17 protein-coding genes and 1 pseudogene are annotated in these 14,763 nt (G+C 67.8%); 5 read left to right on the top strand and 13 right to left on the bottom strand.

Features of this window, described 5'->3' with window-relative positions; translation table 11 throughout:
• Positions 1-187: 187 nt before the first annotated feature.
• Positions 188-931, top strand: coding sequence for a DUF1223 domain-containing protein (locus FOA17_RS15610; RefSeq protein ID WP_149142437.1), 744 nt, complete (start codon positions 188-190; stop codon positions 929-931).
• Between the two features lies 1 nt (position 932).
• Here the strand turns inward: FOA17_RS15610 and FOA17_RS15605 are convergent, their stop codons facing one another.
• The 7 genes from FOA17_RS15605 to FOA17_RS15580 form a co-directional block, all read right to left on the bottom strand.
• Complete coding sequence (locus FOA17_RS15605; protein WP_149142436.1) at positions 933-1,811, bottom strand: lysophospholipid acyltransferase family protein; 879 nt, start codon at positions 1,809-1,811, stop codon at positions 933-935.
• Complete coding sequence (locus FOA17_RS15600; protein ID WP_149142435.1) at positions 1,808-2,707, bottom strand: DMT family transporter; 900 nt, start codon at positions 2,705-2,707, stop codon at positions 1,808-1,810. Before FOA17_RS15600 ends, FOA17_RS15605 begins: the two co-directional genes overlap by 4 nt.
• A 173-nt stretch (positions 2,708-2,880) precedes the next feature.
• Positions 2,881-3,975, bottom strand: coding sequence for a flagellar motor switch protein FliG (locus FOA17_RS15595; protein ID WP_149142434.1), 1,095 nt, complete (start codon positions 3,973-3,975; stop codon positions 2,881-2,883).
• A gap of 56 nt (positions 3,976-4,031) precedes the next feature.
• Entirely contained in the window at positions 4,032-4,175 is a 144-nt protein-coding gene (locus tag FOA17_RS19770) for a hypothetical protein (protein WP_162528278.1), read from the bottom strand.
• 21 nt (positions 4,176-4,196) lie between these two features.
• Complete coding sequence (locus FOA17_RS15590; protein ID WP_149142433.1) at positions 4,197-4,739, bottom strand: tetratricopeptide repeat protein; 543 nt, start codon at positions 4,737-4,739, stop codon at positions 4,197-4,199.
• Positions 4,740-4,902: 163 nt separating this feature from the next.
• A complete protein-coding gene (gene purB, locus FOA17_RS15585; protein WP_149142432.1) occupies positions 4,903-6,207 on the bottom strand; it encodes an adenylosuccinate lyase in 1,305 nt (434 codons plus the stop codon).
• Positions 6,208-6,287: 80 nt separating this feature from the next.
• A complete protein-coding gene (locus FOA17_RS15580) occupies positions 6,288-6,881 on the bottom strand; it encodes a hypothetical protein (protein WP_149142431.1) in 594 nt (197 codons plus the stop codon).
• Positions 6,882-6,959: 78 nt separating this feature from the next.
• On the opposite strand from FOA17_RS15580, the gene FOA17_RS15575 reads away from it, so the two are divergent.
• Entirely contained in the window at positions 6,960-7,532 is a 573-nt protein-coding gene (locus FOA17_RS15575) for a TetR/AcrR family transcriptional regulator (protein WP_149142430.1), read from the top strand.
• Between the two features lie 4 nt (positions 7,533-7,536).
• Here FOA17_RS15575 and FOA17_RS15570 read toward each other — a convergent pair whose 3' ends face one another.
• The gene (locus FOA17_RS15570; RefSeq protein WP_149142429.1) at positions 7,537-7,791 is read right to left on the bottom strand and encodes a putative hemolysin; all 255 of its coding nucleotides are present in this window, start codon (positions 7,789-7,791) and stop codon (positions 7,537-7,539) included.
• A gap of 128 nt (positions 7,792-7,919) precedes the next feature.
• Here FOA17_RS15570 and FOA17_RS15565 point away from each other — a divergent pair, with 128 nt between their 5' ends.
• Both FOA17_RS15565 and FOA17_RS15560 read left to right on the top strand, forming a co-directional pair.
• Complete coding sequence (locus FOA17_RS15565) at positions 7,920-8,702, top strand: heme-dependent oxidative N-demethylase family protein (RefSeq protein WP_338029123.1); 783 nt, start codon at positions 7,920-7,922, stop codon at positions 8,700-8,702.
• Positions 8,699-9,310, top strand: a complete 612-nt coding sequence (locus FOA17_RS15560) for an NAD(P)H-dependent oxidoreductase (protein ID WP_203232342.1) — start codon at positions 8,699-8,701, stop codon at positions 9,308-9,310. Before FOA17_RS15565 ends, FOA17_RS15560 begins: the two co-directional genes overlap by 4 nt.
• Positions 9,311-9,361: 51 nt before the next feature.
• Here the strand turns inward: FOA17_RS15560 and FOA17_RS15555 are convergent, their stop codons facing one another.
• The 4 genes from FOA17_RS15555 to FOA17_RS15540 all read right to left on the bottom strand — a co-directional run bounded on the left by FOA17_RS15555 (position 9,362) and on the right by FOA17_RS15540 (position 12,796).
• Entirely contained in the window at positions 9,362-9,790 is a 429-nt protein-coding gene (locus tag FOA17_RS15555) for a glyoxalase superfamily protein (protein ID WP_149142427.1), read from the bottom strand.
• Positions 9,791-9,973: 183 nt separating this feature from the next.
• On the bottom strand, positions 9,974-10,747 hold the full coding sequence (locus tag FOA17_RS15550; protein ID WP_149142426.1) for a hypothetical protein: 774 nt from the start codon (positions 10,745-10,747) through the stop codon (positions 9,974-9,976).
• Between the two features lie 193 nt (positions 10,748-10,940).
• A complete protein-coding gene (gene glnA, locus FOA17_RS15545) occupies positions 10,941-12,350 on the bottom strand; it encodes a type I glutamate--ammonia ligase (RefSeq protein WP_149142425.1) in 1,410 nt (469 codons plus the stop codon).
• A gap of 107 nt (positions 12,351-12,457) precedes the next feature.
• On the bottom strand, positions 12,458-12,796 hold the full coding sequence (locus FOA17_RS15540) for a P-II family nitrogen regulator (protein ID WP_149142424.1): 339 nt from the start codon (positions 12,794-12,796) through the stop codon (positions 12,458-12,460).
• Between the two features lie 173 nt (positions 12,797-12,969).
• Between FOA17_RS15540 and FOA17_RS15535 the strand changes: the two genes are divergently transcribed.
• Positions 12,970-14,499, top strand: a complete 1,530-nt coding sequence (locus tag FOA17_RS15535) for an NAD(P)H-hydrate dehydratase (protein ID WP_149142423.1) — start codon at positions 12,970-12,972, stop codon at positions 14,497-14,499.
• Between the two features lie 93 nt (positions 14,500-14,592).
• Here FOA17_RS15535 and FOA17_RS15530 read toward each other — a convergent pair.
• Positions 14,593-14,763: pseudogene (locus tag FOA17_RS15530) on the bottom strand (IS3 family transposase); the annotation flags it as partial.

Genomic DNA, 14,763 nt, shown 5'->3' with positions numbered 1-14,763 from the left:
TATGCAATTGTATGCCGAAAATCCAGCACCTTTTGTGCCCGCGCGCGAAGGATCGCCTGTGCCGGCCGCGCCACCCTGTCCAAAGGGGCGGGTTGATCACTGCCCGGTGCCGGGCTATCGCAAAACCTTGATTGGTTCCCCCGTGCCGGGGCGGTTAGAAGGGATGGGCAGTAGGGGATATGACAGCATGACGTTCTCGCCGATCGGCGCAGCCTGCGGGCTTTGCATCACCTTTGCCGCCGCCGCCTCGGGCGTGCAGGCGCAGGAGCAGGCGATGGATGCCAGCCTGCCATCGCCGGTGGTGTTGGAGCTTTATACCTCGCAGGGCTGTTCGTCCTGTCCGCCCGCCGACGCGCTGCTGGCCGAACTGACGGGCGATCCCGGGCTGATCCCGCTGGCGCTGCATGTCGATTACTGGGATTACATCGGCTGGGCCGACAACTTCGCCAACCCGCATTACACCGAACGGCAAAAGGCCTATGCGCGGGCGGCAGGCAGCCGGATGATCTATACGCCGCAAATGATTGTCGCGGGCACCCGCCAGGTCGAGGGCAATGACCCCGAGGCCGTGGCCTCGGCCATCGCCGAGGCGCGGCGCACGCCGTCGGGCATCGCGCTCAAGGTGGTGCGGCAGGGCGACGGGCTGCATGTCCGGGCCGAGGCCGCGCCGGGCAGCGGGCCGCTCAAGCTGCAACTGGTGCGCTACAAGCCCGAGGCGACCATCGACATCGCGCATGGCGAAAATGCCGGGCGCAGCGTCACCTATCGCAATATCGTGACCGAATGGCAGGCGGTCGCCGACTGGCCGGGCACGCCGCCGCTCGACATGGTGCTGCCCGCACCCGGCGATGCGCCGACGGTGGTTCTGCTACAGGGCGCGGCGCCGCTGGGCGGGCCGGGGGCCATCGTCGCGGCGGCGCGGGTCGAATAGGTCAGACTTTCCAGCGTTTGTGGATCCAGAACCACTGGTCCATGTGCTGCCGCACATGCGCCTCCAGATGGTCGTTCAGCGCCTGGGTCATCGCCTCGGCGGTGCTGTGCGGCACCGGCGCATCCACCAGGATGTCAAAGCTCAGCCCGTCGGGCTGGCGCGTGGCATAAGAGGGGATCAGCAGCGCGTCATATTTCAGCGCCAGCTCCGCCGCCGACAGCGCGGTCAGCGCGTCATGGCCAAAGAATTTCAGCCGCACCCCCAGCTTCATGTGCTGGTCCTGCACGATGCCCAGCATGCCGCCCTTGCGCAGATAGCGGATCATCTCGGCCATGCCCTGCCGGCCACGGGCGAAAAGCGGCGTGCCGATGCGCGAGATCGCGGCGACGTAATGGCGGTTGAAGTAACGGTTGGTCATCGGGCGATACAGCCCGCCGATCTGAAAGCCGCGCGCGATCAGGGCGGCGCGGCTGGCATCGTAATTGCCGAAATGCCCGGTCACCAGCACCACGGGGCGCCCCTCGGCCCGGGCCTGTTCCAGCGCGGCCAGACCCGCCCCATGGATCGGCATCGTCTTGGCGCGTTCCAGGAATTCCTGGCCCGAATACATCTCGATGATGCTGCGGCCGACATTGTCGGGCACGGCGCGGCAGAGGCGCGCGACCTCGGCCGCGGGCATGTCGGGAAAGATGCGGTGCAGATTGTCGCGGATGCGCCGGGTATAGCCCGCCAGCGGTGCCACGATCCGCGCGAAGACCCAGCCGCAAATCGGCACCCGCCGTTCATAGGGCAGGAACAGCAGCACGCCGATCAGCCCGCGCAGAACCAGGTTCTGCACCCAATGCGACAGGTGAAAGGCGGGGCGGGTCGAAGGTTTCATGCTGTTGCGGCGCGTTGCGCCCTGGTTTCGCGGTGCCAGACATAGACACCCGCCCCCGCGATCACAAGGGCGCCGAGCAGGGTATAACGGTCGGGCCATTCGTCGAAGATCAGGATGCCCCAGGCCGTCGCGAACAGGATGCCGACATAGCCGAAAGGCGCGATGGCCGAGGCCTCGGCCAAGGTAAAGGCACGGATCAGGAAGAATTGCGCGACCGAACCCAGCCCGCCGATCACCAGAAAGCCCCAGAGATCGGACAGCGCGACCGGGGTGAACACCGCCGGCATCAGCGCCGAGGTGGCGACCGTGCCGAACAGCGCCGCATAGACCAGCGAGGTCGCCGGCGCCTCGGTCGCGCCGACGCGGCGGGTGGCCAGCGCGAAACCGGCATAGCAGATCGCGCAGCACAGCGGCAGCAGCGCCGCGGGCTGGAAGACGCCGGCGCCGGGGCGGATGATGATCAAGGCCCCGATCAGCGCCATGGCTACCCCCGCCAGCCGCCGGGGCCCCAGACGCTCGCCCAGGAACAGCGCGGCGCCCAGGGTGATCAGCACCGGATTGATGTCGGTGATCGCCGTCGCCTCGGCCAGGCCGATATGACCGAGCGACAGGAAAAAGAACGCGGTCGCCCCGAACTGGAAGACCGAGCGCAGCGCCTGAAGCCCGGGCGCCCGGGTGCGCAGCACCTGGCCCAGCCGGGGCAGGAAGACCAGCGCCACGATCACCGTCTGCCCGGTATAGCGCGCCCAGATCACCTGCATGGCGGGATAGCCCGACTGGATCAGGTGCTTGGCCAGCGCATCCATGCTGGTGAAGGTGGCGATGGCGGCCAGCATCATCAGGATGCCGCGCCCGGTCTGGTGGCCCGACGGATGCCCGGTCGGCAGCGCGCTCATGCCCCGCCCCCCCCGAGGCGCGACGCGCGCGGCGCGGGATCGCAGGCCGGGCCGCGGCGGAACGACGGGCCCGAAAGCGCGGCAAGGGGGAAGGCGGGGCAGGGCAAGGGCACACTCCTGGATCGGCCGGATCGCGGCGGACCCTAGGCATGGCCCGGCGCAAGGGCAAGCGGTTATCCGTCGTCCTCCTCCTCCTCGCGCAGCAGGGTCAGCTCTCCCGCCGCCTCCAGATCGCGGATGGCGTTGATGACGCTGGTCTGGGCGGCCTCGGCCTCCTTTTCCTTTATGCGGCCGCGTTCGCCCATTTCCTCGCGCAGGGTCTGGGCCATGCGCTGCGACAGGTTCGCCAGGATGAATTCCGCCGCCGCCGCCCGGTCGGGCACCGATTGCGCTCCGGCCAGCGCGGTGACCAGTGTCGGCTGATCGACGGCGCGGGTAATCTTGGGCACGTCGCGCGGACCCAGCCGGGCGGGGATATGCACGAAGGTAAAGATCGCCTTGCGCACCTGTTCGGCGAAATCCTGATCGGCCTCGTCCAGCCCGCGCAACACATCCTCGCGCGTGAGTTCGGGCGAGATGTTGAGGATGGCGCCGACCCGCTCCACCGGGCCGGTCTCGAAGGCGCGAGGGGGCGTGCTGTCAAGCTGGGTCAGGAGCGCGATGCCGATGCGCCGCACCGTGGCCGGATCGACCTGCGCGGTGCGCGACATCGCAAAGGCCACGCGGCGCGCCTTGTCGCCCGCCAGCTTGCCCAGCAGGGCGGCCGCCTTTTGCACCGGCAGTTTTGACAGCAGGATCGCCGCGACCTCGGTGCTTTCCTCATCCAGCACGGGGCGCAGCGCCTCGGGCGGCAGGGCGGCGATGCGGTCCCAGGGGTCCATGTCGGGGCGGATGCCGACCATGCGGCGCAGCCGGCTGGCAGTCGCGCTGGACAGATGCCCGTCCATCAGCGTCAGCGCCCCTTCCAGCCCGCCGGGGAAGGACAGGCCGACCTGTTCCAGTTCATCCAGAAATTCGGCCACGACCTGTTCCACCGTGCCGCGATCGACCAGCCGCATCTGGCCGATCTGCTGCGCCAGATCGGCCTGCATCGCATCGGGCAGGGCCGAGATCGGCAAGGGCGAACCTTCGGCCAGCATCAGCCGCACGATGATGGCGGCCTTTTGCCGGCGGCTGAGCGCCGTGGCGGCGCGCGGCGCGGGCCGGGCCGGCACAACCGGCACCGCGACCTGCACAGGTTTGATCTGCGCCAGAGCCTGACTTGCCATGGAACCTCCTGATTCGCTGTCATGATCAGGCTGGCACGGGCGCGGTTAACGCGGGCTTAGCTCGAGACCGGCTCGCAGCGCGCTGTATCGGGGTTCCATTCGGTGCCCTCGGTGCAGGCGCGGCTGCGGTCGCAGTCTTGCGCAAGCGCCGGCCCAGAAAGGGCCAGCAGCAGGATCAAGGTCAGTCGGATCGGCGGCATGGCAATCCTTTCCCGGTTGGATCAATAGCTTTCGGTGACCCCGGTCACGATGGCGCGGTCCAGGGCGCGGAAGGCCCAGCTTTCGGTCGCACCACGGGCGGCGATGGCGTGGAGCTGCGCCTTGGCCATGGTGAATTCGCCTTGTTCCACAAGGGCCTGGCCGTAATAGCTGCGCGCGAGGATATTGCCGGGGTTGCGGCGCAAGGCAGCCTCATAGACCTGAAGGCCCGCCTCGATCTGGCCGGATTTGCGCAGGGTGAAGGCGTCATAGGTCATCACCCGGTCGGTCGCGCCCTCGGTCATGGCTGCCAGCACGCGGCGGGCATCGTCGGGGCGGCCGGCCCAGGCAAGTTCCCGCACCGCGCGAAAGCGGCTGTCATCGTCCAGCCGGGCGTCCTCGGGGTTCACGCAGGTCTGGCTTTTCGGCTCCCATACCTGACCATCCTTGCAGGTCTGCGAAGTTTCGGTGGCGGGCGGCGGTTCGGTATCGTCCGATCCGGCGGCCCGGGCGGCAAACGGCAGCAGGGGCAGGGTGACAAGACACAAGGCAGGGATCAGGCGCATGGCGGCTCTCCGGTTGGGGGAAAGGATAGCACGGTTCGGGGCAGGGCGGGGGAGGAACCCGACCCCGTCGGACCTTGGTCCGAAACCGGCGCCTTTCGAGGGCAAAAAGGGGCAGGCCAAGCGGCCCGCCCCCCTTCATGCCCTGCGATGCCTGCACGCGCTGTTACGCGCGGAACACCCGGGCAAAGATCGTGTCCACATGTTTGGTGTGATAGCCAAGGTCGAATTTCTCCTCGATCTCGGCGGGGGAAAGCGCGGCGGTCACCTCGGCATCGGCCAGCAGCTCGGTCTTGAAATCGGCGCCCTTTTCCCAGACCTTCATCGCGTTGCGCTGCACCAGACGATAGGCATCCTCGCGGCTGACACCGGCCTGGGTCAGCGCCAGCAGCACGCGCTGCGACATGACCAGACCTTTGAACTTGTTCATGTTGCGCAGCATGTTCTCGGGGTAGATCACCAGCTTTTCGATGACGCCGGCCAGACGGTTCAGCGCGAAATCGAGCGTGATCGTAGTATCGGGGCCGATGGCGCGTTCCACGCTGGAATGGCTGATGTCGCGCTCATGCCAGAGCGCCACGTTTTCCAGCGCCGGCACCACCGACATGCGCACCAGACGCGCAAGGCCGGTCAGGTTTTCGGTCAGCACCGGATTGCGCTTGTGCGGCATCGCGGAGGAACCCTTTTGCCCGGGCGAGAAATATTCCTCGGCCTCCAGCACCTCGGTGCGCTGCATGTGGCGGATCTCGATGGCGATATTCTCGATCGAGCTGGCGATGACGCCCAGCGTGGCAAAGAACATCGCGTGGCGGTCGCGCGGGATGACCTGGGTCGAGACCGGCTCGGGCTCCAGGCCCAGCTTCTCGCAGACATATTCCTCGACCCGCGGGTCGATATTGGCAAAGGTGCCGACCGCGCCGGAAATCGCGCCGGTGCGGATCTCGTCGCGCGCGGCGACCAGACGGCGGCGGCCGCGATCCATTTCCGCGTAGAAGCGGGCGAAGGTCAGGCCCATCGTGGTGGGTTCGGCATGGATGCCGTGGCTGCGGCCGATGCGCACCGTATCCTTGTGCTCATAGGCGCGGGTTTTCAGCGCGGCCAGCACCCGGTCCATATCGGCCAGCAGGATGTCGGCGGCGCGTACCAGCTGGATGTTCAGCGTGGTGTCCAGCACGTCCGAGGAGGTCATGCCCTGATGGACAAAGCGCGCCTCGTCATTGCCGATGATCTCGGCCAGATGGGTCAGGAAGGCGATCACGTCATGCTTGGTCACGGCCTCGATCTCGTCGATGCGGGCCACGTCAAAGGTCACGTCCCGGGCCTTCCACACCGCCTCGGCATTGGCCTTGGGGATCACGCCAAGGGCGGCCTGCGCGTCACAGGCATGGGCCTCGATCTCGTACCAGATGCGAAAGCGGGTCTGCGGGTCCCAGATGGCGACCATCTCGGGGCGGGAATAGCGCGGGATCATCGGCGGGCCTTTCCTGACGGGGATACGGGGTTGCGCCCCCTTAATCCGCCGATGTCGGGCTGGCAAGGTGGCGGGGGCGTTTATCCGAAGGCCGCGCGCCATTCGGCGGGCACCTCATAGGGATGGAGCAGCCCGGCCATCAGCGCGACCATTGCAAGGCCAAGCGCCAGCCCGGCAAGGGTCAACGCCGGGAACAGGGCGCGCGCGCCGGTCATCCGCGCCGCCGCCAGCCCCAGATGCGCGCCAAGCGCGGTCAGGGCGGCGGTGTAATAGGGCGCGAAGAACAGCGCCCAGGCCCCGGATTGCAGCCCGGCTGCCGCGAAATGGAGGCTGGTGTCGGTGCCCATGGCGCGGGCGCCCAGAACCGCCCCGACATGGATGCACAGAAACCCCGCCAGCACCGCGCCCGACAGCGCCTGCCAGCGCCGCACCCCCCGCCAGCGCCAGGCCCGCCCACGCCAGAGCAGCCCGAGCCCGCTGGCGACCTGCACCGCCAGCGCGGCCAGCAACAGCGCCTCGACCACCGGCTGCCGCCAGAGCGCGCGAAACGGGGCCGATAGCGCCAGATGCGCCGCGGGCCCCATGATCAGCCCGATCAGGTGATGGGCCAGATGGCTGGCCAGAAAGGCCGCCAGCAGCAGGGCGGTCAGGCGATGCAGGCGCAGCGGGGTCATGGCACTCTCCATACGGTGTCGTATGGTTTCTTGCACGGGGGCTTGTGACTTGTCCATACGCTATCGTATGGTTCGGGCATGACACCGACCGCCCTGCCGCAAGACCGCACCCGCCTGACCCCGCGCGACTGGATCGCGGCGGGGTTCCGTGCCCTGGTGGCCGGGGGCGAGGGCGCCTTGCGGGTGGAGCCGCTGGCGCGCGGCCTTGGTGCCAGCAAGGGGTCGTTCTACTGGCATTTCACCGATCTGGCGGCGCTGAAGGCGCAGATGATCGCGCTGTGGGAACGGCTGGCCGAGCAGGAGATCACCGCCACGCTGCGGGCAAGCGGCGCCGAGGGGCGGGGGGCGCTTCGGGCGCTGATCGGGCGGATTTCGGTCATCCCGCCCGAGGGCTATGGCGGTGCCGGGATCGAACCCGCCTTGCGTGCCTGGGCGCGCAGCGATGCGACGGTCGCGCGGGCCGTGCAGGCGATGGATGCGCGGCGGCTGGCGGTGCTGGAGGGGTTCTTTGCCCAAGGCCATCACCCCGCGCCCGCGCAGGCGGCCGCGCTGTTCTACGCCGCGACCCTGGGCCTGATGGAACTGCGCCTGACCACCGGCGCCGACATGCGCGCGGGGCTGGAGGCGCAGCTGGACGCCCTGCTGCACTGATCCGTCAAAGCGCGTTCTTGCCGCGATAAAGCTGCCATTCCTCGACCACCGATCCGTCGGGCATATGGCAATAGCCGGCCTCGCCCGCCTGCTCCTGCCGTGTCTCCAGCCGCCCCCCCAGTTCGGCGCAATATTGCGAGGCGGGGTTCGACATGCTGGCCCAGCGGCCCGGCGCGGGTTTGGACGCGCCGCCACCGCCGCCACCGCCGCAGGCAGCCAGAAGCGGAATGAGGGTCAGCAAAAGCACAGGGCGGATCATCGGGCGGGCTCCGGTTGCGGTTGGGCGATTGTTTCGCGATCCGCGCGATTCCGCAAGGCGTGGGGCAGGGAATGGGGCAGGGTCCGTTGCCCTTGCCGTGGCGACGGGCGCTCGGCTAGGGTCGCGCCATGATGCCGCCAATCCTGCAATCCCGCCTGCCCTTCGCCCCCTGGATGGACCCGCGCACCGCGCGCCTGCCCGGTATCCTGCCGGTGGAGGGCGATGACTGGCTGCGCGTCGATGATGCCTTTGCCGGCCAGATGGCCGAACGCGATCACCGCATCGCCACGCAAGAGGGCGCGGTCCATGCCCTGCTGCCCGAGGCGCTGCCGGCGGCGCGGGAATTGCTCGATGCGGTGCTGGCCCGGATCGCGACGCAGCCGGGCTATGCGATCGGCGCCGATGCGGTGACGCGGCCCGACGGGGTGACGGTGCCGCTGGACCATGACCGCCCGCTGATCACCGCCGGGCGGCTGGTGCAGGAGGATCTGTGCCTGCTGGCCAATGACGGTGCCGAACACCGCCTGACCGGCGCGATCCTGTGCTTTCCCGCCAGCTGGACGCTGGCGCAAAAGATCGGCCGCCCGATGACCGCGATCCATGTGCCGGTCACGCCTTATACCGAGGATGTGGCGCGCCGGGTGCAGCGGCTGTTCGACGCGATCCGGCCGGAACAGGCGCTGTGGCGGATGAACTGGCTGCTCTATGACGACCCCAGCCTGTTCCAGCCCCGGCAAGAGGGCGAGGCACGGCCCCGGCCGGTCGATCTGACCTATATCCGCTGCGAACGGCAATGCCTGCTGCGGCTGCCGGTCAGCCGGGCGGTGGTGTTCTCGATCCATACTTATGTGGTGCGCGTGGCCGATCTGGACCCGGCGGCGCAGGCCGGCCTCGCGGGGGCGGGGCATTGACCCGTGTTCTGGTGGTCAGCGCGCATCCCTTGCCCGACAGCCTGACCGCGCATCTGGCGCGGCGGCTGGTCGCGCAGGCCCAGGCCGCCGGGGCCGAGGTCGAATGGCTGGATCTGAGTGCTGCCGGCTTCGACCCGGTGCTGACCGGGGCAGAGCGCGCCACCACCTATGCGCCGCCCTATGACGGTCGCGCCGTGGCCGAGGAGATGGCGCAACTGGCCCGGGCCGAGCTGCTGGTGCTGGTCTTTCCGACCTGGTGGTTCGGGCTGCCTGCGCAGATGAAAGGCTGGCTCGATCGGGTCTGGGCACCGGGGCTGGCCTATGATCACAGGGCCGATCTGGGGCGCATCGTCGGGCGACTGACCGGGCTGCGCGGGGTGATGGTGGCGACCACGCTGGGGGCGGCGACCTGGGTCGATTGGCTGGTGATGCGCCAGCCGCTGCGCCGGGTGCTGAAATGGGGTGTGGTGCGGTTCTGCGCCCCCCGCGCGCGCTTTGTCTACCATGCGCTGCACAGCGCCGAGGCAGCGAGCCCGGCCCGCATCGCCCGGCATGAGGCGCGGCTGATGCGCAGCCTGACCACACTGCTTTCTTCATGCAAAGCATGAAGTTTTGCCTGCATCCGTATGAAAAGAGGGCGCTTTCGCGCCCTCATTCATTCAGTCCAGCACCAGATGCGGCACCCCGTCAGAGGTGGCGGTGACCGACCGCCCTTCGGGGCCGATCGTGCTGCGGATGCGCCGGCGCAGCGCCTCGAACAGGGCCGAGCGCGATACGTTCACCGGCTGATCGAGCTGGATCTCGATCTCCTGATGGCGGGGGCCCTTGCGGCGCAGGGCGTGGATGCGGCCGGTAAAGGCCTGGCCCAGGTAACGCCCGCTGACCCGGTCGCCCAGGCTGCGCGCGCGTTCCTCCTGCGCGGGGGCGCTTAGTGCCGCGGCCGTATTCCAGTCGGCAAGGCCATGGCTTTGCGCGACCAGTTCCAGCGCGGCAGAGTGGCTGACGGGCCTGCCTTGCCCCTCCAGTGCCAAGCGAAGCCGCCGGGCCTGCGCCTTCAGCGCCCCGGTTTGGTGCAGTTCATGCGACATGATCCGATCCTTTCAGAAGGCCATATCTCGGACGGTCAGAGGTGCCCGCATTCCACTGCGCGATGACCTTTTCGGAAAAGGAAGGATCGCCCGGGCAGGATTCACCATGGCTTGCGCCTGCGGGCGGCGGGGCCTGCTTCCCCCGGCGCCTGATATGGGATCCGGCGCCGGGAATGCAAGGGGTCAGGTCAGCGAGGGCAGCAGGTCGCCCAGATGCGCCAGATGCAGCCCGGCGGCCAGCACGCCGGTCAGGGCGGTGGTGCGCGCGCTCAGCGCGAAATCGCTGCCGCCGCGCAAGACGCTGTGGGCGGCCAGCGCGGTGCCGATGGGCAGCGCGGTCGCAATCAGAGCGATGTTCAGAAGCTGCGCGCCCGTGCGGTCATGGTGCAGCACGAACAGGCCCGGCGCCGGGTCGGCCGGCGTCGCCGCAGCCTCGGCGGCCTCGGCCGTCATCGCGTCGCGCATCTGGCGCAGGCAGACCAGGTCACGGTCGGGCGCCTCGACCGCTTCGGGCTCATCCGGCGCGTCCGGATCGTGATCCAGCGCGCCGGTCAGCACCTCCAGCATGCCGAGATCAAGTGCCACCTCGGCCTCGTGCCAGATCACCGTCGCCTCGGGTTGCAGAAGCTGGATATGCGCCACCGCCGCCCTCAGCGCCGCACAAAGCGATGCGCGCGTGGCATCCCCGGCCGGGCAATCCCCCTCGCTGGCCGGTCCCGCCGCCAGCGCGATGCAGGCGGCATGGCCGTGAACCGGCCCGTCGCTTTGCGCCAGCAACAGCCGCCAGGGCCCGCAATCGAAGAACACCGCGTCCTCGCTAGGCCAGCTGGTCTGCGGCGGCCCGGCCTCATGTTCGCGGATCAGCCGATCTGTCTCGCCCACCAGATGCGCGAAGTTCAGATCGGGATCGGTTACAAATAGAAGAAGGGCAATCGTACTGCTCGGATATTTGGTCATGGTTCTGCCCCACAGTTTCCTGTTCTGACACCATGACCGGGGATAGGGGCGCTTTCGTGCTGGGATCGTGGTAAATCAAAGATGATACGCGGGCGGCTTCCCCCGTCTTCGCCACAATCCGTTGCCGATGCGGCAACAACCCATGCAAAAGGGCGCCCTTGCGGGGCGCCCTCTCTCCAGACCGATCGTGCGATCAGCAGGAATAGTACATCGCGTATTCCACCGGGTGCGGCGTGTGTTCGTAGGCATAGACCTCTTCCCACTTCAGCCCGATATAGGCCTCCAGCTGCTCCTTGGTGAACACGTCGCCGGCCAGCAGGAAGTCCATGTCCTTCTCCAGCTCTTCCAGCGCTTCGCGCAGGCTGCCGCAGACGGTCGGGATCGCGGCCAGTTCTTCCGGCGGCAGATCATAGAGATCCTTGTCCGAAGCCGGGCCCGGGTCGATCTTGTTGCGGATGCCGTCCAGGCCGGCCATCAGCAGGGCGGCGAAAGCCAGGTAGGGGTTCGCGGCCGGATCGGGGAAACGGGCCTCGACGCGCTTGGCTTTCGGCGATTCGGTCCACGGAATACGGACGCAACCCGAGCGGTTGCGGGCCGAATAGGCGCGCAGCACCGGCGCCTCGAAGCCCGGGATCAGACGCTTGTAGCTGTTGGTCGAGGGGTTGGTCAGCGCATTCAGCGCCTTGGCATGTTTCAGGATGCCACCGATGAAATACAGCGCCTCTTGCGAGAGATCGGCGTATTTGTCGCCGGCGAAGAGCGGCTTGCCGTCCTTCCAGATCGACATGTTGACGTGCATCCCGCTGCCGTTGTCGCCCTTCATGGGCTTGGGCATGAAGGTCACGGTCTTGCCATAGGCGGCCGCGACGTTGTGGATGACGTATTTGTATTTCTGGATGTTGTCGGCCTGTTCGACCAGACCGCCGAAGATCATGCCCAGCTCGTGCTGGCAGGTCGCGACCTCGTGGTGGTGCTTGTCCACCTTCATGCCCATGCGCTTCATGGTCGAGAGCATCTCGCCGCGCAGATCCTGGGCCTCATCCACCGGGTTGACCGGGAAATAGCCGCCCTTGTGGGCCGCGCGATGCGCGAGGTTGCCGCCCTCGATGGCCGCATCGGTGTTCCAGGCCGCGGCTTCCGCGTCGATCTGGTAGGACACTTTTTGCGGCGTGACCGAATAGCGCACGTCGTCGAAGATGAAGAATTCGGCTTCGGGGCCGAAATAGGCGGCATCGCCGACGCCCGAAGACTTCATGTAGGCTTCGGCTTTCTTGGCGATCTGGCGCGGGCAGCGGTCATAGGCCTCGCCGGTGTCGGGCTCGACCACGTCGCAATGCACGCAGAGGGTTTTCTCGGCATAGAAGGGGTCGATATAGACCGAGGTCGCATCCGGGATCAGCTTCATGTCCGACTGGTCGATCGACTTCCAGCCCGCGATGGAAGAGCCGTCGAACATGAAGCCTTCTTCGAAGAAGTCCTCGTCGATCAGATCCACCACGATGGTGACGTGCTGAAGTTTGCCTTTCGGGTCGGTGAAGCGAACGTCAACGTATTCGACTTCCTCGTCCTTGATCAGTTTCAGAGCATTCTTGATCGCGCTCATCATGCTGCCTTTCGGTTGGGGTGTTGCGGGATGGGCCGTTGCCGGCCCGGTGTTCCTGTGGCGAGGCGCGCGAATTTTCGTCGAAAATTCGCGGCTGCCGGAATGGTTCAGATCGCGTCGTCGCCGGTTTCGCCGGTGCGGATGCGGATCGCCTGTTCGACGGGGCTGACAAAGATCTTGCCGTCGCCGATCTTGTCGGTGCGGGCGGCGCTGATGATCGCCTCGATCGCGGCATCGACCATCTCGTCGGACAGGACGACCTCGATCTTCACCTTGGGCAGGAAATCGACCACATATTCGGCGCCGCGATACAGTTCGGTATGGCCTTTCTGCCGGCCAAAGCCCTTGACTTCGGTGACGCTCAGACCCTGGATTCCGGCCTCTTGCAGAGCTTCCTTCACCTCGTCCAGCTTGAACGGTTTGATGATCGCCTCGATCTTTTTCACTGGCCGACTCCCCCGTGGAACTGCTGTCGCGGTTCAGTGACCACTTCCCCGCGCGGGGAACAATCGGCTAGGCTTTCGGCTGCCCCGGATGGCACGGGAAAAACCGCCATATGCCCAAAATTTGTGCATGTTGCGCGAAGTCTGGGCGCATTGAGAATGGAAACTCTGCCAAAATGACCGAATTGCTGACCTCTGCCCAAATGCGCGCCGTCGAGCGGGCGGCCATCGAGTCCGGCGCCGTGACCGGGTTGGCGCTGATGGAGCGGGCCGGCGCCGGGGTGGTGGCGGCGATTCTGGCGCAATGGCCCGCCTTGCTGGAGGGGGGGCGCCGTGCCGTCGTCTTCTGTGGTCCCGGCAATAATGGCGGCGACGGATTCGTCGTGGCGCGGTTGCTGAAGGATCGCGGCTGGGAGGTGGAGCTGTTCCTCTACGGCGATGCCGAACGGCTGCCGCCGGATGCGCGGGTGAACCACGACCGCTGGGCGGTGATGGGGGCGGTGCGGGCCTGGTCGCCGGACGAAATCGTCGCCTGCGCCGCCGATCTGTTTGTCGATGCCTTGTTCGGGGCCGGTCTGGCGCGCGCGCTGCCCGAGGCCGCGATCGCGCCGCTGACCGCACTTTACGCCGCGGGGCGGACCTTTGACCGGCTGGTGGCGATCGACGCGCCCTCTGGTCTCTGTCTCGACAGTGGCCGGCAACTGGGTGAGGAGGGCGTATATGCCTTTCTGACGGTCAGCTTCCATCGCCCGCGCCCGGGGCATTATCTGGCCGAGGGCCCGTTCCGGTGTGGGCATTTGCGTCTTGTTGATCTGGGGTTGGAGGCCGTTCCACCGTCCGGGGCTGTTGCAGAGATGGTCGTGCCCGATAGTCATTGGCTGCTCAAAAGCGGGCAGGATCACAAGTTCGCCCACGGCCATGCCCTTGTCCTGTCGGGTCCGGCCGGGCGGGGCGGCGCGGCGCGGTTGGCGGCGCGCGGGGCGCTGCGTGTGGGCGCCGGGCTGGTCACGGTGGGGGCGCCGGCGGAGGCGATGGCCGAACATGCGGCGCGGCTGGATGCCGTGATGCTGCGCGAGGTGGGGACGGCGGGCACGCTGGCGGCGATGCTGGAAGACGGGCGGATCACGGCGCTCTGCCTCGGGCCGGGCCTGGGTCTGGGGTCGCGGCAGGCGGGCTTGGTGGCGCAGGCGCTGCGCGCCGGGCTGCCTTGCGTGCTGGATGCCGATGCTTTGACGCTGATCGCCCGCGACCCGGCGCTGTTTGCCGCCCTGCACCCGCGCTGCGTGCTGACACCGCATGCCGGGGAATTCGGCCGCTTGTTTCCCGATCTCGCGGCACGGCTGGCTGCGCCGGTGACCCGGGGGCCGGCCTATTCCAAGGTGGATGCCACGGGCGAGGCGGCAGCGCGGGCTGGCTGTATCGTGCTGTTCAAGGGCGCCGATACGGTGATCGCCGATCCGGCGGGGCGCTGCCGGCTGCATGCGGCAGCGTATGAACGCGCGGCGCCCTGGCTGGCCACGGCCGGGTCGGGCGATGTTCTGGCGGGCATCCTTGCCGGGCTGCTGGCCCGCGGCGTGCCGGGGCTGGACGCGGCCTGCACCGCCGCATGGCTGCATGTGGAGGCGGCACGGGCCTTTGGCCCCGGGCTGATTGCCGAAGATCTGCCCGAGGCGCTGCCGGGCGTGTTCCGCGGGCTGGGGCTCTGATCCGGCGTTGCGCGGGGGGGGCGGGCGCCGGAGGGGTTTTGCACCCCTCCGGACTGAACCGCGCCGGGTTTGCCGGAGGCTGATTGATCTTAGTTACGCGGCCATGGCTTCAGTTTCCAGAGCTGCGTAGAAATTGGCCTCTGCTTCTGCGGGCGGGATGTTCCCGATTGGCTCAAGCAGGCGGCGGTTGTTGAACCAGTCCACCCATTCGAGGGTTGCGTATTCCACCGCCTCGAAGCTGCGCCACGGGCCACGGCGGTGGAT

Source organism: Gemmobacter caeruleus (assembly GCF_008271655.1).
Lineage (GTDB): Bacteria > Pseudomonadota > Alphaproteobacteria > Rhodobacterales > Rhodobacteraceae > Gemmobacter > Gemmobacter caeruleus.
This window is presented reverse-complemented; position numbering and strand designations above follow the sequence as displayed.